This is a genomic window from Synechococcus sp. MIT S9508 (assembly GCF_047303045.1).
GTDB lineage: Bacteria > Cyanobacteriota > Cyanobacteriia > PCC-6307 > Cyanobiaceae > Synechococcus_C.
On sequence record NZ_CP138941.1, the window covers coordinates 2331005 to 2349949 of the forward strand.

Consider the following 18945-nt stretch of genomic DNA (forward strand, 5'->3'; position numbering starts at 1 on the left):
TGTATGAACTAAGGACTGACTAGCAATGCCGTGCAGACCCGGCCATACAAGGCCTCACTTGAGAAGTCATCAAACGTTTTGTTCCTTCTGATTGAACGACAAACCTGAATCACAACAAATCCCTTTTAATCCAGAGAGAACTCTTTCACCAGGCTGAGAAGATCACGCATATCTCTTTCCGACAGTCGGCAGACATTATCAACCCACTGTTCCATCATGTCTTGAATTTCTTCACCCTGAAAATCATCACTAAACGTGGAGTGAGCTTGTCTCAACATCACTCCAATATCCTTGTGAGGCAACCACCAGTGAACGCTGGAAATCCGATCGACCCGACTCGTGGTCATTCGAGATCCATCGCAAATGATGATCTTAAGGATTCAGGGCATTACCCCCAAGTTGGATGTATCGATCGCGAGTAGTGATTGATGCAAAGAATAGAGCCACAATTAACCTCTAGAGGCGTGGCTCAGCAAACAACTATCAAGTCATCAACTTTCATTCATCACATAATCAAAGATCAAGCACGACGGGCAGCAGATTCCGTCGTCCCCAGAAACTCCGCCAGCCGTGTCGTCCCCCTTGCAACACTGATCACTGCTGCCATTGTCGTTGAAACGGGCTGAAAAGCATGCGACAACCAACGATCAATCGCTTCATGCTCTTCATCGCGACATTCAGACAGGAATTGAATTAATCTCAGATCCATTGCGCCACAAAATCTGGGAAGATGATGCAGGCAACTTTGTGTCAACCCTGATCAATTGTTGCTGCCTAGAAGCCCAAAATGTATCTGGGAGAAGTGATTGAGTATTTGCTCCCCTAAACCATAAAAATCATCCGCAATACGCTGTTTTGACGATCGGATTCGTGGTTCTGGAGACCAAGAGATAACAGAACAACATCTAGAGATCACACGGACCAGACAGATCGCAGCGAAATGATCTCAAAGACTGGGGCCTGTGACGCTCCCCTAGGCCAGAGCTTGGTGCTGGAGTGAGAATGACACCATGATTGATGTGATCGGCACCGACGCCGGTGCCCCTGCCTCGCTCCCTGAAGCCCTCCAGGGCTTGGTGCGACAAGCCGATCTAGTCGCTGCACCGCAAAGGATGCAACCGGCACTGCAGCAGTGGCTTGAGGGTCGCTGCTCAACAAGGTGCATCAACAGCGACGATCCGATCAGCCTCTGCAAGAGCCTGACCGATCTAAACTCCAACCAACGGGGCGTGGTGCTTGCCAGTGGCGATCCGCTCTGGTTCGGCATCGGCAGGGTCCTGATCGAACGCCTGGGGCGAGAGAGTCTGCGCTTTCATCCCGGCCCTTCTTCACTGCAAATGGCTTTTGCACGGCTGGGTAGGCCCTGGCAGAACGCAGAATGGATCAGCCTGCATGGGCGCGATTCAGCTCCACTGATCCAACGGCTGCAGCAACGCCCATCAGCCCTGGCTGTAATCACGGATCCCAGCCGCGGCGGCGTCGACGACGTACGAGGCATCCTCAGAAGCAGCGGGCTGGAGGCCAGTTATGCGCTCTGGCTCTTTGAAGCACTGGGCCATGGTGATGAGCGCGTCCAATGCCTGAGTTCAGCCGAGCCGGTGCCCACAGATCTCAATCCGTTGCACCTGGTTGTGCTGTTGGCGGAGCCTCCCAGCGATCCGATTCAAGACCTTTTGCCCCTGTTCGGACTGGACGACGGCCTGTTTCTGCAACATCAGGACCGTCCTGGGCTGATGACCAAGCGAGAAGTGAGAATCCAGCTGTTGGCTGATCTCCGGCTGCCGCAACAAGGAGTTCTTTGGGATCTAGGAGCCGGCACCGGCAGCGTGGGCCTGGAAGCCTTGCGGCTGAGACCGCAACTGCAATTGTTTGCGGTGGAACAACGCAGCGGCGGCGGCACGCTGATTCAAGCCAATGCCAAGCGCTTGGGTGTGAAGCCCGCAGATGTGATCGAAGCCAAAGCCCTGTCTGCTCTTGATCAGATGCCGACACCTGATCGCGTGCTGCTTGGCGGCGGCGGTCGGCAACGAGCTGAGCTGCTCCAGGCTGTGATCGATCGCATGAACCCGGGCGGGGTGGTGGTGATTCCCATGGCCAACGTGGAAGCACTGGCGGAGTTGCGACCACTTCTGGACAACGCCAGCTGGTCGATCCAGATCAGTCAGCAACAGGCCTATCGAGGCCAACCTCTTGCTGATGGCACCCGGTTAGCGCCGATGAACCCAGTCTTCATTCTCAGTGGCACCAAAGCCCAAGGCTGACCTGCAGAATCAAGGCTCTTCCGATCTCGATCAATGCCGGTGCAGAAGGAGAAGCAGGTGTCACCCCTGCGGATGAAAATCACGCTGCTGATCGCTGGGTTCGGTCCTCTGCTGGCCGTCGGGCTGTTTTTGCAATCCAAGGGATTCTTCAGCTGAAAACCACCGACTTGCCTTGGTAACACTGATCTGACATGATTCATGTGTCCCTAAAGGTGTCCCTAACTGAGTCCTTATGGGTAGGCAGCGGATAGGCCCAAGGAAGATTCACGGACCACACGGACTCTGGTTTGCCGTCTACAGAACAGACGACGGGAAGACCTACAGAGAGTCACTAGGAACAAGAGACCACAGCAAAGCGCTAAAGACTTGGCCTGCGGCGTTCCAACGGCTTAAAGACAAAGCCAATGGAGTTCAGCCCTCGTGGACACCAGAACAGGCACAACAGACGAGAACTGAGTACAAGGAAAACGATGATGTGCTCGATCCTCAGGAGTTGGCAGCAGAACTCACAGGCAAAAAGGAATACAGCAGCCAAACCGGCGAACTTAAGGATCAACAGTCAGAAGAGTTGGCAATGTTCATTGCTGGCAAGGGGTCTTTGCCACTGACCTGGGAACAGGCTTTCGAGATCCACAACAAAAGAATCGGAGCCAAGAGAGGCAGACCAATTACTGAAAAGACAAAGGATGCACAAGAGATAGCTCGTCGTGGTGTCCGCGTTCTTCCCTTGAGCTTCACCGTCAGAGACGTACAGGAGTACGTACAACGACTGGAGGATCAGGAGCTATCAGCCAACACCATCTCCCAAAGACACGGAATGATGCGAGCCGTAATTAGCTCACTCATCAAGAAAGGGCACCTAGCCGTAAATGTCTGGGATCAGGTGGAGTGCATCGCAGCTCCAGGAGAGAGCCATAAGACCGCAACACCAGAGGAATGCAGGTCGTTGTGGGAGCAGGGCAACTGGTTTATTCGTATGTACCTCTACACAGGCCTGAGAGAGAACGAGCTCACCTCCAGGTATCAGCAGCACGTTGATGGGAGATGGCTTCTGATCAACGAGTACGACGAGCCAAAAAAATTCAGGCTCAAAAACAGGAACAGCGTCAGGGATCTATTGCTACCTGATTGGTGCCTTCCTGTGATGCCAAGTCAAAAAGAGATGCCGGGAGCAACGACGACTTGGAGAAAGATCAAATCTATAACTCCTGAATGCAACATCCATAGCCTTCGACATGCGTACAGAGAGGCACTAAGAGTTGCTCAGGTACCTACTGAATTAGCTGAACGAATCCTGGGGCATGCCCATAAAGGCCAGGTCGGCACTTATGGCGTATTCAGCAGAGAAGCTGTTGAACCAGCAATGAGAGCAGCATGGGAAGTGATGGACGGCTGGGTTGCTTAATTTGGGAGCTGGAGACTGTAAGCTCTAAGCTGAAAACAGAGCTTCAGAAGGCTTGATTAAATTGAAGTCATTTTCGAATCTTTATCAATGACAAATCCTCAAAACTCAAAGCTTTTCGCAAAAGCAATAGATGAATGCGGAGGCAAAGAATGGTTTGATCAGCTATTGAATTGGCACAAACAAAATACTTCTGAAGATGTAATTAAATCCTTTCATGAAGCAATTTTGACTCTAATATCAAAAGAAAATTATGAGCAGTTGAAAGAACTAATCATTTTAATGGATGAACTCCGTTCAAGACCTGCTGACTCTACAAACTCTACAGGTGATACCGAACTGGACAAGATAATTGAAGAATTCGGCGGCATTGAAAAGCTTCAAGAGCATTTAGACTGGACAGCAAAGCATAATAAACTGTTTCATGACACATACCTAGAAGAGCTAAAAAAAGCACAGATGGCATGGGACTATGATTCAATACGAGAATTAATGAAAGCGCTCATCAATACCGCCAAATAGTCGCGTGCGTTTGTTGGAATAAGATTAAGTCGCGTAATTCAATCAAAACACTGTAGAGTATATTTAATTAACTCTTATCAGTACTGTGTGGATAGAAAAAGGTGATTTCACGATTCCTAGACTGCCAGACTTGAAAGGCTTGAACCTTTCAGTCGTTGACTGGCTGGAAGAAGTTATTCAAGAGTATCCACGAGGTGATTATCTGAATTCGGAGCGCTGCTTTGAAGAGGAAGATGACCATTGGACAGCTATTGCTAGAAGCCTTAGCAAGCAACAACTTGATGAATTAGAGGCAAGGGAGGACTTGCTGCGCGCAATGGCTTCTGGATTGCGTGACATCAGAAGAAAGGCTGAGTCCACCTACTACACAAAAAACGAGCGCCATAACTACGTAGAGAGGAGAGCAAAGGAAGGCGTCAACAGATGGCAAGCCAAAGAGGAAGCGCGTAAGGGAGAGCTGGTTCCTCCAAAGTCTGATTTGTATGTCACTCCATTCCATCGCCAACCGTTCGAGCGTTAGTGGCGAAAGCTTGTCTCGACTTGCCAAACCTCTCAGCCCATCCAGAATCGCCTCCAGTGCCGCTTAGGCGCTGCCAGGCATCAAACTCCTTCGCCACACTCATAAAGCCGTTATAGCGGCATATAAACACCTTAGAAAAGCATCACAAACTCATGCCAAATAACAAATTCAATACCAACACAAAAACCAAGGATTGGTTCCCATTCGCCAAGTACCTATTTAAAATCGAGGACCATCCAGTTAGACGATCAAAAGTTAAGTGCAGCAGTGCAGTCGAGACTTTATTAAGTGCACAAGAAGTTCAAATGCTTGAGGGTTTAACCAACTCTTTTCAATGCAGCGAGAGGGAGTCCATTCGTATAGCGCTGTACGAGGCGTCCAGAAGCGCCTCCAAAGCCCATGAAGCGGCTTTTCGCAAAGCCAGTCGGGAAAGCAAGGAAAGAGGCCATACAGCGCGCTCTGTGAAGCAAAGATGGAATCTCCCAAAGGCAGAAAAAGACGAAGCATGCCTAGCCGCTAAAGAACTAAAGATTTCCGATAAGGAATTTCTTCGCCTAGCAATCATTTGGCTGGCCAAAGGAATTAAAGACGAATCAATAATCCGGCTAACAAACTCTCCACGCATACCAAAAGATGAGGTAGCGATGACCTGGAGTAGAGAGAATCAAGGCAAGTCACAAAGCGAAGCGGTGTCCCAGCTAAAAGAGGCCCGCGACAAGGCATACGACGAAGCTCAAAAGCGTGGTATTGAAAATGACGAGAGATTATATGCAGAAAGAGGAAGGATGATGGAATTAATACGTGATGAAGGGCTAGGAAATGTCTATGCACAATTTGCGTCGACAGGACAAACAGTAAATGGACAGCCAAAGCAAAAGATGGATTTACAAACCGTAGATGCTCTCCTGCAAATCGAGCAATTAGAAATTATTGAAAAGGCAGAAGAAGAAGCAAATGAACATCACATCGACGAGCTAGAGCGTGAGATATTCCGTACGATGCTCTCAATGCCAGAAGGAGTAAGCGATGACATCATTGAGGAAATTGCTAAAGAAATAATCAAAGAAAGGAAAGAGCAAAAAGAATTCCAGGATTTCCTTGAAAACAGCAGCGACGAAATGCTGATTGATTATGACAACTGTCTTTTCTGGAGTTTACGCACTCCATTCTCACCCTATGAAATTGAGTTAAAAGCAACAACTGAATCGGACGTCCTTAGACAAGAGGGTGAGTCGGCACAAGATTATGTATTACGCCTGCTTCCTGAAAAGCATATCGACCAATGGAATGCTTACTGCTCCAAACCATTGCAATGAATGAGTTTGACTACACAGCCACCTACTCTAAGAGGAAATATCAGACATAACACTAATGCCACATTTAGACAGAGCAAGAGAACTAGTTTGCCGTTCACTCATAAACCGCATTTCAGTCTTTGATTCTCTCTTGCGTGAATCAGTTGACACTGCTGAACGAATTAAACTTTATAAGATGCAGACACAGTTTCTATCACGCTTAGAAATGATGTGCCGTTAAAGCGAGCACGCGAAGCATGGGAGCTTTCCCCACTGACATCAATACTTTTACTTATCTATGTCTAGGTGAACGAATGAACGAACGAGCGTAGCGAGTGAGTGAATGAGTGAACAGACATCTTGAAGTAACTGATCATTTATCTATATCTTGTTGAACGACTGAACGTATGAGCGAAGCGAGTACGTGAAGGAGTGAATAAACATTTTTAATAACTATATTCGGCAAGACAGGTATATAACTCTGGATCTCAGGAGAAAGGTTTGCCAAGAAAATGTCTGGCATAGTCGCGTTTTCTAGGCTTCCAAGGTTTCCAGGTACGTGGTGAGTATTCATCATAAAGCTCAATACTAATTCCCACATCTTTTAGTCGATCAAGTGGATCATCACCCCAAACCCAATACAACGGCATCGATGTTTTTAATTTGATTCCACCATCAGAGACCCGTGTATCAAGTAATTGAGCTTCTTCTTTAGTAAGTAAAACAATCAGTAGATGGCAACGCAGAAACTCCGCAATAGCTTCAACTGAAGCATATCCACAAGCCATTTCATAGGCCTTTTCCTTGATTCTCACTGCAGGAACAACATGTTCTCTATGTAACTGACTCTCATTGGCTTTAACTGCATTATGCGAACGACCAATTGTTATAAAAGGATCAACATCATCAAAACCAAATGCATTTCTAAATGAAGATCCAAATGGCCATTGAATATCGTTAATTGCCGCATAGGAAATTAGTTTCGCAACATCAGTTAAGTAAGAATCTTTGGCCTCGCCTCCAAGTTCTATTCCCCAGTATCGATCTGCCTTGAGACTATTTTCTAAATCCTCAGACTCAAGTAAATCACATAGCCTCCTCATCACGAGATTCATCCTTGGGAGACTATCATCTATTGAAAGTGTTGTGCTTCGTTTGGTGCGTTGTATCTCAGGCTTGCTATCTTGAATGTCGTCAGTTACTTTTTTGAAAATATCTTCTACTGTTTCGGAATGATCAGACTTCCCTTTTTCAACTCGGTAAGAAAGTGAATATCTCTTTGACTCTGCGTCATATCCAGCGTAGAGCTTATCTTTGCTTGAGCTGAGCAAGCACGTAATTGTTGAGCGGTTTAACTTTGCAAATGCTCCAGGCGTTCTTCTTATAGCAACTAATAATTCTTCTAGCTTTTCTTGGGTAGTAAGACAGTCTTGCTCTTCTAGTCGTAATTCATCATTGTTCGGAATAAAAATAGAACCACCTCTACCTTTCCCTATTTCTATAAACCCTAAACCAATAAGTTGCTCTCTTACTTCTTCATACTCTTCATTGCTTAAGTCCTTTTCAATCCGCTTCGATAAAAGGGATTTGGCCTTTGGATTACTTAGTCTTCCACCTTCGGCTTTTAATATTGCAAGCAAATGATCTCGTGCTTTCACTGATTTTGATCACATTATTCATAGTACTACTTAAAAATGCAAAAAGCGTCAAGCGAACTCAACACAATCAAATCTTCAGTTTCAAAATTTAATCTTGCCAAGGCATTAATTGAGCCAAGTCATAACAGGATTGAGCAATGAAAACAGCAATACAAATCAATATGAACAACCGAGTACAGACAGTCATTCAGTTCACGCTGTGTGGCACTACAACAACAGTTAAGGCTGGTATCGACACAAAGACAGCCAAGGCTGCAATCGGACGTCCTTGCGGCACTTGTACCCACATTCACAATCATCTATGTGGACAAGGCTGGTGGCTTGAGTTTGGGCTTAGTTCTAATCCTTATGTATATGGTCCTATGCCACGACTGCGAACCTCTAGGAATTACAGGATGGAAGAAGCTAGACGCAATGGATGGATGGCTTGGGTTTGGGGTGACGAATATCAAGAAGAACGGAAAGGATATTCGGATCTATCGCTATTGGATCCCACGCCGTTGGCAGCCTAGCAGTCATTCTTCATGCGTAATAAATTTAAAATTTCAATTTTGATTCTCGAGTAATTTCCACTATCAATGATTCTGTCGAAATTATTTATTTCATCTTTTGATAAATGTATTGAAGCCCATTTAATCAGTGCATTGTAGTCATGCTCGCCTCCGGCTAAATCCATCAACTGGCTAGTCTCTCTCGAGGTTAATTGTCTTTCTTCGCCTGATTCAGGGCTACGCCAGTCCGCTTCATCGCACATGACTTGCAATTGGCGTAGCAGGTTACGAGTTCGTTCCAAGTCACGACCATCAACGGCCTCTGAAAATTGTTGGACGAAGTCGTCGTGAGTGTCTTTCTGATTTTTCTCAGCCCAATCGATCATGGTCTGGAGATTGTCGTTACCACCGATATCATCAATCATGCTATTTAGATCTTCGTCAGACATGGTTCCTACATACCTGTTTAACAGATGATCACATCGCTGATCGCCCATTGCCAAGCCTTTTTCCCAGTAAGAACGACCTACTTCAGCATTCCCTTCATTCCATTCAACAAGACCAGCAATTCTTACAACTGTAATGTCAAGCGGGTCTAATTCTAATGCCTGTAATAAGTAAGAGCGAGCAGACTCAAACTCATGTTGCAATGATTTAATCAAAGAAATCATAGCAACATACCTTGGATCGTCCGGACATATTTTGAGTGCACGCCTGATGTCGCATTCTCCACCTTTAAAATCCTCTGTATACGATTTAGCCAGAGCGCGAAAAGAATACGCCTCGCCTAAAAACGGATTTGGTTCAATAGCTATAGCCATATTTGAATACTTGATTACATCAACATACTCGTCAGCCTGAAGCTTCCATTTGGCCATATTATGGTAAGAATAATAAGTTACAGGGCAGATTTCTATTGACTTACTAAAGTCTGCGTAGGCTGCATCTAGGTCCCCAGCCCGTGCGAATGTATTCCCTCTGTTGTTATAAGCACGCCAAAATAATGGATCGATATCAATTGATTTAGTGTACTCCACTATCGCACCCTGTAAATCGCCAGAATCAGCTTTCTGGTCACCGCAAATTTTTAGATCGTTAGCAATTTCCCTCTGTTCGGATGACTCTAGGCTTAAAATGTCGGCAAGACAATACTTATTTAGTGAATCAATTGCAGGTTGAATATCTTCTTTAATTTTTTCGTCGCTTTCATGTTTTGAAGGCTCGACTTTCAACACATTTCTCCAGTCCTGACAAGCCGCATTAAGTTCACCAATGGACTGCTTGGCATTACCTCTCTTGGTCAAGAGTCTTTTTGAAACACAAATTTGGATGGCATTATCGTAATCATCGATAGCTTCAATTATGCGATTATCCTTTAAGAAAAGATCAGCACGTCGTTCATAAGCACTCAATAGCCCGAGGCTAGATCCTTTTTCTGGCTCTAGCTCTATAGCTTTAAGAAAGTCATTTATGGCATTTGAACAATCCAATACTGAGCAATCGTCTATTCCCCTGGAAGGCATATGAGCTACAGCTCTCCGGTTGTAAAGTTCATAGTCATTAGGATCAATATAAATTGCTTTATTGTAATCCTCTAAGGCACCTTCTTTATCATCGTTCATTGTCAGCTTGTTAAAAGCTCGAAACCGTAAAGCATGTGTATTGGTTGGGTCATAAGAAATGGCTAATGTGTAGTCTTTATTGGCAGAGCCATAGTCCTCCAAAAGCTCATGAGAAATACCTCTGTATACGTAAATAGTTGAGTCCGCTGGATTAAGTTCAATGGCTTTGCTGTAATCCTCGATAGCACCTTTATAGTCCTCTGAAGCACGCCGAGCATTACCGCGCTTTATAAATTGATCCAGATTTTGTGGATCAGAGTCAAGATAAATTTCGTGATCGACTAAGTCTTCAGCAGTTGTGGAATACCATGAGGCCATAAGCTCCTGATCCAAATCAGAATCTTGATAACCATTTAAGGCACCAACAATATATATCAAATAGTCATATAGTCGAACATGAAGGTTGGGCACAAAAGAAAGTGCCTTGTCTTTTTCAACTCCAAGCTTAATCAATATATCGCGAGTATTTAATACTAAATTTGCATACAGAGGAAGGCAGAAACGCGGAGAAACTTTATCGAAATTCCCGTCTTTGCTTATACGCATTATGTAGACATGAGTGGCAATGAACAAAAATCTGGTGTCCCAGTTATCCTCAACAAGCTTCACTCTATCTAAGTCAACATCAGCAGTTTTCAGTATCGAGGTATATTTTTCACACCACTCAATCAAGGCTTGCTTTGGATCAGCTTGATTCTGGATAGTGCTCATGCCTTTGTCTCCAGTGTGGCTACGCCTTCCCCTTGTTTATCCCAAAAATTGTATAGTCGCGTGTTGTAAAACTCGGACCACTTATCATTTAACTTTGAGCCAACTAGGCGAAATAGTAGTCTGTCGTATATATCTATATCTAATGTTTGCACAAATCTTTTAAGGCTGGCCATTGATTCTATGAACGGGAAGTCCAGCACGTAAATATAAAAATCGGAATATACTTTTGCTACCTGGGTTTTTGCCAACTCTTCGCGTGTCTCATGACGCGAACTAATGAAACATTCTGCGGCTACATCGAGAAACTTATGAATCCATTCTTCGTTATTTTCATCATCAGAATCTTGGTATGCCCAGTATTTATACTGCTCACTTGATTCATCCATATTGAACCCTTCTTTAGCTCTAATAAGACTGTTGGTCCAGCGTTTAATCGATCCCTTTAGATTTGTAATTACCCAATCTATCGCTGCTTTGTCGCCGAGATCTGCTGCTTGCCTGATATCGTTGGCCGCTTCATCCCCAATACACCCATCAAGACCTTGCCTTGCTAGTGCTCGCTGGTAGTAGGGTTTGGCATCTTCTGGACTAAGCTCTATAGCTTTTGTGAAATCATCGATTGCACTTTGGTAGTCCTCTAAGAAAATCTTGCAACTACCTTGCGCGACATAGAGTGCAGAAACTCCGGGGGTTATCACAATCGCCTTTGTGAAATTACTAATTGCTTTTTGGTAGTCATCATTTCTCAGATACTCAAGACCAATTTCATAATATTCTTTTGTATCCTCTTTGTTATTTGATTTTTGCGGCGAACTTCCTATCACCTCTTTTTTCTTAAAAGTATCTATGATTAATTGACTGCTTAAGAACGCATAGTACAAGAAAATGACTATCAAGAACCAGCTTCTTGAGTTGTTGGCAGCTATTCCCAAAAATACTGTGAGAGCGATTAATCCTACCTTCTTCCATTTTGGCCAAAGCAATATTGGAGTTTCACTTGTCTTTAAATTCTTTTGGCCTTTGTGCAGCACGTATCTTTCAAATCTATCCCAATGCTTATCAGGCACATCCTTCACAGACTTAAGATTCCCTATTTCTACTGCCAAGTCCCTGTCATTTTCAGGAAGGTCTTTCAATAAGGCCTGAAAGTCCTTGTCCGAGAGATCCCTTAAATTAGTATAATTAGGCACGATATAAGTAGAATCAAGATCCATATTACTTAAGAGCAAGCTGTACAGAGAAATCTTATTTATTTTTCATGTTTCTGACAGAGAAATGCCATTTGAAATGCTATTGAATGCAGAATCTGCATAGAGATATGTAGGCCAATGCATCAGCTAATTTGTTTTCCTTCGGGACTCCATGACTTGAATTGATTTAAATATGATTCATCATTTGTCCACTCATAGGTTTCCTTCCTTCCTTCTTTTCTGAAAGTACCAGCATCTTCATTAAGCTTCTTGGCGATTGCTCTTGCTTTAGGCAGTGTTTGGATTGGAAATCGTGATACCACTTTCACATCCGAAGCAAATGAACGTTGAGCAGTCCTGACCTTGGTAGGGATATTCTCGGTTTTGCACCAACTTACTTTGTGCATACCTTTAGATACAGACTTCATAAGGTACACGGTGTAAATATCAGCTTCTATTGGTCTCTCTGTTTCAGCCTGAAGATCTTGTTCATATTTTGATTCAACAGCACTGGGTTTCGTGAAGTATGGCTTCCCTGTTGGACGTTTAGTAATCCATTCAGTAGACCCACTCCACCTTCCGTTGATTCCCGAGTATTTATAACTTTTGTATTTTTCTAATATTTTTTGTTCAGCATCAAACGCATTTTGACTACTCGTAAATACTGCTGTCCCATCCAATATGATGTCGGGTACCTCTTGCCTAACTTGTTGGATTCTGCCAGCTATGCCAGTCGGTTTGCAGTAACCAACCTTATAAGCATGGTGCTGTCTTGAGTAAAGCAAATATACAGCGCTTGCATTTGGACCCTGGCTAGTGAGCCGATGAAACATGCCAGGGCCGTCGAGTTCTTTGATTCCAGTATTTAGTGAAAGTGGGGTTGAAGACCTTCTCTCACGAGCCTCTACAAATTGCTGCTCTTTCTCCTCTGGTTCTGCTCTTTGCTCTGTGGCAGGTCTTGAAACAATTTGCTGTCTTTGCTGTCTTTGCTGTCTCTCGATGTATTCAGTTCTGACATCCAAATTTACTGATTGACCATCATCAATAACAGTTCTGCGCTGTTGTGATTCTTTTGTGTCTATCTTTTGTTTGGCTTTCTGTTTTGCTGCTCGTTCCTGATCCAGTCGGATCCCCTCACCTGCAAACCAGCAACAGCAGACAATTAATATAACCAGCAGAAAAACAACGATCCCCATTAATTGGCTTCTTCTTTCTCTTTCATAAGACAACGAGACACCTCTTCGCAATGTTTTTTGAGCTGACTGCTATTTCTGCATAACGTCACCTCAAAACAAGTCTTTAACCACCAAGCCTCTATGTGACGTGGCGAGCATTCACGCTCTATGAGCGCAGGATGCCCAGCTTTGCTTGCTACGCCGGTTCTGGCAGACGCTTTTTACGTTCATAGCTAGTACTGGCGTTCTAGCATTGAGAGAGTGTCAGTCGATCACGGGCTCTACGACCAAAAGGACCCCTCAGAACATCCGGTCTTCCTGAGCGTGGCACCAGGGATGACGGTGATTGTGAAACACGACTATCTGACCGGCGAGAGCCAGGACCAAGATTGGTGGATGGGCCAGGTGATCCACTGCGGAGGTGCTGCTCGTGATCCAAGGGTCCACAACCTCTTTCAGATCGCTGATGTGGATTCAGGTGTGATCCGCTGGGTCAACGCTGATCTGGTGTCACGCATCCTGCCTAGTTGCTGACTGCCATCAACAAAGACCAATGCAACTCGAGCCCTAGATTTGAGAATCAATGGGTTGGCTGGAGTTCACAGATGTATTCAATAGCTCAAACATGGAGATCCGGTACTAAGAGTGGGCAGGCTCCGATTGATGAATATCAATGGAAAGACGGGATCCTTGGAAGGGTTGGAACTAAAAGAGTGGAAACAAAGATGTTCATCCGTTTTGAAAATCTGAGGATTAGCCAGAAAGTAGATCACTACTGGTATTCAAGAAGATCTCATTGGTTCATAAAATTTCCATATTGCAAAAACGATAAGCAAATGTTGCTAGCTAATATTGTGTTTTTCTTGATCTTTCTCCAGCTTTTTGGCCGAGTTTTTAAAGCCTTGATGATCGCTAGTTTCCCAGGGCAATAAAAAGAGAGGCCGGATTGCTCCGACCTCAGATCTCGAAAACAGTGCCAGATCACTCCTCTGATGGAGTCTCAGAGCTCTTCGTCGTCCACCCAAAGTCGTGGGTCGTCGGCCTCGTCTTCAGCCGCCTGCCTTTGAGCCTCTTCCATCTGAGCGGCTTCCCACTCACGACGGTTCCAGGGTTTTGCCGTCTGAGTCTCTGAGTCCTCATCAGAATCAGATTGCTCAAGCAGACGGTCGAGCTTTTCAGCCAGAGGGTGTGGTTCTGGCCTATCACCTGACTTCAGTCTTCGAGCAATAGGAAGACTGTCCAGATCGACTTGTCCCTCCTTGTCAACGGAAGCAACCAACTTGCCTAAAAGCGTGCTCGTTGCCTTACTGCCCTGGTACTGCAGTGGGAGGACCATGCAGACCACTTGATCCCCCGAGGTCTGAAGCAGAACATCGATTGGTGACCCAATCATCTTGGGAAGACAACCGCAGGGGAAATCGTTCCGCAACACCAGGCCTTCGACATGCCCCCTGTCTGGAATCGTCAGGTTGAGAAGGACACCACGCCCTTCATGAGTTTTCACCCTGCCTTCGAGCGAATCGATGATTGCCTGTTCAATTGTTATTGGCATTTGAAAAGCCCCGTGCTTGGCGGGGAATGGTTTGAATTACTTGGCTCTCGCGAGGCTTGATCAGTCTTCAGGCGCTCCAAGGAAGTTGGCCTTGGGAGATGGTCGGACCTGGCCTGGAGATGTTTGTTGATCTCCGATAGGACATCGGCCTCGTGTAAATCCCAAGTGGCCACTGGAAGTTGCGTGCACACTGAAGAAACGCATCGTTCAGTGGGTAAACCTCGGTGAACCCCCGCCCTCCGACGCTGTCGATGCCTTGACTTCTGAGCACCGCCTTAAAGCGGTCCTCTGATTTCTTGGTGTCCGGTTGAAAGGCGACGATCTCCCAGCCGTTCCGCTCGTGCTCCTTGCGTCGCCGCTCCCAGTCGTGGGTATGACCGATCTTCGCCAGCAACTGCTTCTTCTTGATGGCGAAATAGATGACGCTGTTGCTCTGTTCTGCCAGGAAGCGATCCATCCGAGCAAGCGTTGACCTCAGCTCTCTGCCCTGAGCAAGCAGAGCAGTGTTTCCGCCGTTGATGGCATCCGCCAACTGCTGAATTGCGGCGATCAGGTCTGGGTTCACGTCCTGGCCGGAGCGTTCCACGGCTTCCACCCTTTGTGCAGGCAGCAGTCGATTGACTTTGAAGATTCGAGATGAAGTCATGGTCTTTTGAAAGTAGTGGCGACGGTTGCCCCTGTTCGACATGCGAACGCTAGCACTAACTTGTGGTGACTAGTCACAACATACTGCGATGTGGTCATGGCAAGCCGAAGGCCGTAAGATGACCCTGGATGAGCAGACCGCTGTGCCTCAGAAGAAGAAGCCAAACCTCCGCATCGAACCCTTGAAGGCTGACGAGAAGGGGGTGATCGGAATCCATGAGGTCGAGGAGAAGAAGAACATCCAGATCTCGATGAAGCTCGACGAGCAGCACTCCGCGATGCTTGCTGAGGTCAAGGAGTGGTGTCAGAAGCAAAGACTCTGGGGTATCTACGGAGAGAGGTTTCTGCCGTCTGATGCTGAGACCGATACAACCCTTTCCAGAACACTTCTCTACGCCGCATTGGAATCGATGCAGCGTGAAATGGAGCTCGACAAACTGGTTCTTCTTGCCGTTGAGCTTTGGGATCTTGAGTCAAAGTTTGATAATGAGCCAGATATTGAAAGCGTGAAAGCCCTTTGGGCACAGAATGATTATCGAGAGCTTGCGGATGACATGCTGACGTATGTGGTTAAAGAGGCGGAAGAGAAATTCGCTGAAGTGCTATACGAAAGGGAGAAGGATAAGCAGCGTGAGAAGTACAACATCACCGACGATGAAATCAGGGAGCATCTTCTTTGGCGGGAGAGACGGCTTCCTATTTCACCCGTTGACCTCAGGCGTCTCACCGGAAAGTAGTTCGGCCAGCAGTGCTTGAGTTTCATCTCCTGCCGTTAATCGGTGGCAGATGGAGCCATCCGTATTCAGCACAGAGATCAGCGATCTGCTTCCCACCGCCATGGACCACTTGCAGGGTCTTGGCGTCGCTGTGGCCTTGACCGCCTAACTCCAGCAGAAATTTCCGAGCCCATATTACGTACCTCTACGGACGCTGAAATACCCCCACGCCCCTTTCCGTGCCTGCTGATCCAAGTTTGTGCCGTTCGCGATCTGTTCTGCTTCTTTCTGCGGGCGGTTGATGGTTGGTCGTGGACATCGATGCCTGGTGGTCAACCTGCTCTGTTCATGGCCAGAAGGGACATGACATGCATTGGCACTTTCTTCAGGTCATGAATGTGGATGGACCATGGCTGAGGTCGCCTGGCGAGCCCTAATGTGTGTCCTTTCATGTGTCCCTATTTTTAGGAATTCATTGCCCTTACAACGTTTGTCAAGAGTGTGCAATACAAGGGATTCTTTGGATGAAAACAGCGCACCTAGAGTGGCAGCATCTATCTGCAAAGGAAGGCAGAGCCTTTCTGGTACGGATTAGAGATATTGCTAGCGTTTGCAGATAAAGCATCTATCCGTGAAATCTCTCCTAGCACTTTGCGCTCTGTTCCTTTCAGCGTCTCCAGTACTCGCCGATAAGTTTATTTATTTAAAATGCGACAATGAAATGACGCTTAATTCCACCGAGATCAGCACGGGAAAAACTCTCAATGATAACGAGACTAAATCAGAGACTGTTTACTTAAAAATCGATCAAAATGGCAATCGATTTATGTCATACAAAGCTTCTTCAAGTAAACGAGATCACAAGTGGGATAAAGCAACCATCTCTGGCGGTGTCCTAAGTGCAAAGATGCTCGACAAAAACGAGGCCTTGGAAGCCAATGGAGAGATTAATCTTGAGTTTCAACCAGCAGGTAAATTGAGATCCAAGGTCTCAGCCATTGCATTTGGAATGATTTTAACTGAGATTGATATAAAAGGAAATTGCGTGGATGTGGATGGGTCAGTTTTTGAGAAGGCTTTGAATGAGTCTGAGAGCTGATGCATAAAGCCAGGATTTTTGCGGCATGTTCTAGCCGCTCTTCTGTAGATTGAATTGTGCCAGCGACTACACCAGACGCCATGACAAATTAATGCCCTACAATGTTGGTTCACACAAAACAATTCAGCTTATATTGTCGCCTACTAGACATACGCAGGCGAAACCCGAAAGCAAAATTTCATGAGCAAAAGCGCTCTCAGATCCTTGATGCCTTTATCGATCCAATTCTCCTTTCAAGGCAGACGGCCTAGACTTCAAGCAGAGCTCATTAATACTTAGCGAGACGCATAATGCTACCAATCCTCCATTATACCAAAGCGTTGAAGCGCTAACATTCGTCATCAACCCATCAATAAAACCAACGACAAAGGTGAAACAAAGGACAGGCATCACTAACTTGTCTCCCAACTCCCATGCTTTTTTATCGATCCCTCTTTTGATAAAGATGAATGCCATAAGAACTAGAAAAGGTATGAAGCTCCAATCAACACCATTTGGGACAAACGCTACGACCGCGAATGCTATGAACAATATTGCTATGACATAGTTCAGAACATTTGGATAATTCTCCCAGACCAACCACTTCGGAGCTGGTTTTTGCTGTTTAGCCATTCGCAAAAATCTGTGCAGCCTCCCTTTCACAGCGCGTCTTGTGTCCAATGCCGAGCGGGAGGCGCAGCCTCCTGCCAGGACAGCGTGCGTTGCTGCAGTGGATACTGAAAGACGACGGAGCATGCAAGGCAGTCTTTGGATGAAATCCGCTGAATTGCGCTGCTAGCCAAGGACTAACAAGACAACTCAGCTTTTCAGTGAATCGCTTGCTCAGCCAACTAGGACTAGAACCTCCATGGATCAAAGAGCGGCGATGAGTTGATGAAGTTCTTTGACTTCTGAACCCTGTTTAACCTCTACAAGGATCTTTTTGTGGCCTTGGAAGATTGCTATGAGTCCGCACAGGCCCCCTTAAAGCACAACAAGAACAACATTGAGATCTAGCCCTTGAATATGCAACAGAACCTCGTGTAAGAATAATGTGAGATGAAGCAACGGAGATGACAAAGAGAGAAGCAAACACCCATTTCATCAAAGAGGTCATCTCGATGGCTGACAAAGGACGCTGGACTGATTCTTTTCGAGTCAAATTGGCGTCCAGGATCCTCCTAGGGCGCATCTACACCCCTGAATAGCAGGCAACGACTTGGCATAGTGCGCCTGCACTACTGGCCTTGGTTCTCAGTGCTGGCGATGTCGAGCGATGGATGGATGGCTGAAGGACCCAAAGGGATACTGGCATGCAAGATTTCGCCGAGGCCCAAAGGCCTGGACACTCAACGCAGGAGTGGTTGTTGACAACGGCAGACCCATGCCAGGCGACGAGGCGGCACTTCTGAAGAGCCGACGAAGCATGCGATACGAAGACGCTGTTGTCCTGTGGTTCCAGCTCAAGGAGTACGGCTGGACCGCCACTGAGCCAGCCTGGTGAACCAGTGAAGGACGCCTGTGGAACGCAAGGAAATTGGGATCGTGACAGGGACCATGCCCCAACTGCCCGTCTTCAAGACCTTGGCTGCTTTGGGTGGCGCCGTGTTCCTGCTTCAGATGGGCTCAATCACTCAACAAGCCAGGGTGTGGAATAACTGCGTGGACAATCGCTTCCATCAGCTCAAAGATTGGCACAAAGGCAAAAGCCCTACAGAGCTGATGAACCGATCAGTCAACTTCTGCAATGGCGGAGCAGAAGAGATCCCCTGACCCGCAAACGATCTCAATCGGAATCATCAATCATTCAACATGGAATAGTTACCTGACTTCATCACTCTCAGGCTTCACAATGGTCAATTTCCGCTCAAGCTCAAAATCCTCAAAGAGAGCTGCAGCGTCATAAGCCTGACCGTTGCTGATCAAATATCGAATCCTTTCTTGCCACCATTGCTCAACTTCACGACAATAACGATCATCTGCTTCGTAGAAAAAGGATGACACAGGAGATGTCATAACTTTGTCGCTTTGGCAGATACTTGCTCGGATGGCAAGCCTCGCTGGCATGATTTATCACAACAGACCAGATCACATGAAGCAGTCCTGC

Annotated in this window: 19 protein-coding genes; 10 read left to right on the forward strand and 9 right to left on the reverse strand. The window is 46.2% G+C overall.

Translation table 11 applies throughout. The features are described 5' to 3' along the window. Window positions 1-125 precede the first annotated feature (125 nt). Window positions 126-302: a hypothetical protein gene (locus SIB42_RS12985; protein ID WP_413328115.1), complete on the reverse strand. Its 177-nt coding sequence runs from the start codon at window positions 300-302 to the stop codon at window positions 126-128. 708 nt (window positions 303-1010) lie between these two features. On the opposite strand from SIB42_RS12985, the gene SIB42_RS12990 reads away from it, so the two are divergent. The 6 genes from SIB42_RS12990 (at window position 1011) to SIB42_RS13015 (ending at window position 6021) form a co-directional block, all read left to right on the forward strand. Next, entirely contained in the window at window positions 1011-2261 is a 1251-nt protein-coding gene (locus SIB42_RS12990; RefSeq protein ID WP_067094363.1) for a bifunctional cobalt-precorrin-7 (C(5))-methyltransferase/cobalt-precorrin-6B (C(15))-methyltransferase, read from the forward strand. Window positions 2262-2294: 33 nt separating this feature from the next. Next, the gene (locus tag SIB42_RS12995; RefSeq protein WP_255359903.1) at window positions 2295-2417 is read left to right on the forward strand and encodes a hypothetical protein; all 123 of its coding nucleotides are present in this window, start codon (window positions 2295-2297) and stop codon (window positions 2415-2417) included. Window positions 2418-2493: 76 nt separating this feature from the next. Next, on the forward strand, window positions 2494-3666 hold the full coding sequence (locus SIB42_RS13000) for a hypothetical protein (protein WP_067094360.1): 1173 nt from the start codon (window positions 2494-2496) through the stop codon (window positions 3664-3666). Window positions 3667-3753: 87 nt separating this feature from the next. Then, complete coding sequence (locus SIB42_RS13005; RefSeq protein ID WP_067094357.1) at window positions 3754-4185, forward strand: hypothetical protein; 432 nt, start codon at window positions 3754-3756, stop codon at window positions 4183-4185. A 139-nt stretch (window positions 4186-4324) separates the two neighbouring features. Next, window positions 4325-4705, forward strand: a complete 381-nt coding sequence (locus SIB42_RS13010; RefSeq protein WP_156485169.1) for a hypothetical protein — start codon at window positions 4325-4327, stop codon at window positions 4703-4705. A gap of 152 nt (window positions 4706-4857) precedes the next feature. Next, the gene (locus tag SIB42_RS13015) at window positions 4858-6021 is read left to right on the forward strand and encodes a hypothetical protein (RefSeq protein ID WP_067094351.1); all 1164 of its coding nucleotides are present in this window, start codon (window positions 4858-4860) and stop codon (window positions 6019-6021) included. Window positions 6022-6488: 467 nt separating this feature from the next. On the opposite strand, the gene SIB42_RS13020 is transcribed toward SIB42_RS13015, so the two are convergent. The 4 genes from SIB42_RS13020 to SIB42_RS13035 form a co-directional block, all read right to left on the reverse strand. Then, on the reverse strand, window positions 6489-7658 hold the full coding sequence (locus SIB42_RS13020) for a hypothetical protein (RefSeq protein WP_156485168.1): 1170 nt from the start codon (window positions 7656-7658) through the stop codon (window positions 6489-6491). A 508-nt stretch (window positions 7659-8166) separates the two neighbouring features. Further along, the gene (locus tag SIB42_RS13025) at window positions 8167-10482 is read right to left on the reverse strand and encodes a tetratricopeptide repeat protein (RefSeq protein ID WP_067094345.1); all 2316 of its coding nucleotides are present in this window, start codon (window positions 10480-10482) and stop codon (window positions 8167-8169) included. Next, window positions 10479-11672, reverse strand: coding sequence for a tetratricopeptide repeat protein (locus tag SIB42_RS13030; protein ID WP_231856387.1), 1194 nt, complete (start codon window positions 11670-11672; stop codon window positions 10479-10481). Before SIB42_RS13030 ends, SIB42_RS13025 begins: the two co-directional genes overlap by 4 nt. Window positions 11673-11815: 143 nt before the next feature. Beyond that, window positions 11816-12868 carry a hypothetical protein gene (locus SIB42_RS13035; protein WP_067094340.1) on the reverse strand — a complete coding sequence of 351 codons (1053 nt, stop codon included), beginning with the start codon at window positions 12866-12868 and terminating at the stop codon, window positions 11816-11818. Between the two features lie 240 nt (window positions 12869-13108). Here SIB42_RS13035 and SIB42_RS13040 point away from each other — a divergent pair, with 240 nt between their 5' ends. Continuing rightward, window positions 13109-13381 (forward strand): DUF3104 domain-containing protein, encoded by a 273-nt coding sequence (locus SIB42_RS13040; protein ID WP_067094337.1) that lies wholly within the window; start codon window positions 13109-13111, stop codon window positions 13379-13381. 466 nt (window positions 13382-13847) lie between these two features. Here the strand turns inward: SIB42_RS13040 and SIB42_RS13045 are convergent, their stop codons facing one another. Both SIB42_RS13045 and SIB42_RS13050 read right to left on the reverse strand, forming a co-directional pair. Then, window positions 13848-14240: a hypothetical protein gene (locus SIB42_RS13045; RefSeq protein ID WP_413328120.1), complete on the reverse strand. Its 393-nt coding sequence runs from the start codon at window positions 14238-14240 to the stop codon at window positions 13848-13850. 226 nt (window positions 14241-14466) lie between these two features. Beyond that, window positions 14467-15045, reverse strand: coding sequence for a hypothetical protein (locus SIB42_RS13050; RefSeq protein ID WP_067094328.1), 579 nt, complete (start codon window positions 15043-15045; stop codon window positions 14467-14469). 118 nt (window positions 15046-15163) lie between these two features. On the opposite strand from SIB42_RS13050, the gene SIB42_RS13055 reads away from it, so the two are divergent. Together SIB42_RS13055 and SIB42_RS13060 are read left to right on the forward strand one after the other, a co-directional pair. Beyond that, window positions 15164-15781 (forward strand): hypothetical protein, encoded by a 618-nt coding sequence (locus SIB42_RS13055; RefSeq protein ID WP_067094325.1) that lies wholly within the window; start codon window positions 15164-15166, stop codon window positions 15779-15781. Window positions 15782-16481: 700 nt separating this feature from the next. After that, entirely contained in the window at window positions 16482-16859 is a 378-nt protein-coding gene (locus SIB42_RS13060; RefSeq protein WP_413328123.1) for a hypothetical protein, read from the forward strand. A gap of 213 nt (window positions 16860-17072) precedes the next feature. Here SIB42_RS13060 and SIB42_RS13065 read toward each other — a convergent pair whose 3' ends face one another. Continuing rightward, the gene (locus SIB42_RS13065) at window positions 17073-17471 is read right to left on the reverse strand and encodes a hypothetical protein (protein WP_067094317.1); all 399 of its coding nucleotides are present in this window, start codon (window positions 17469-17471) and stop codon (window positions 17073-17075) included. 643 nt (window positions 17472-18114) lie between these two features. Between SIB42_RS13065 and SIB42_RS13070 the strand changes: the two genes are divergently transcribed. Continuing rightward, window positions 18115-18342: a DUF1651 domain-containing protein gene (locus SIB42_RS13070; protein WP_067094314.1), complete on the forward strand. Its 228-nt coding sequence runs from the start codon at window positions 18115-18117 to the stop codon at window positions 18340-18342. 317 nt (window positions 18343-18659) lie between these two features. Here SIB42_RS13070 and SIB42_RS13075 read toward each other — a convergent pair whose 3' ends face one another. Beyond that, complete coding sequence (locus SIB42_RS13075) at window positions 18660-18905, reverse strand: hypothetical protein (protein WP_156485162.1); 246 nt, start codon at window positions 18903-18905, stop codon at window positions 18660-18662. Window positions 18906-18945 lie beyond the last annotated feature (40 nt).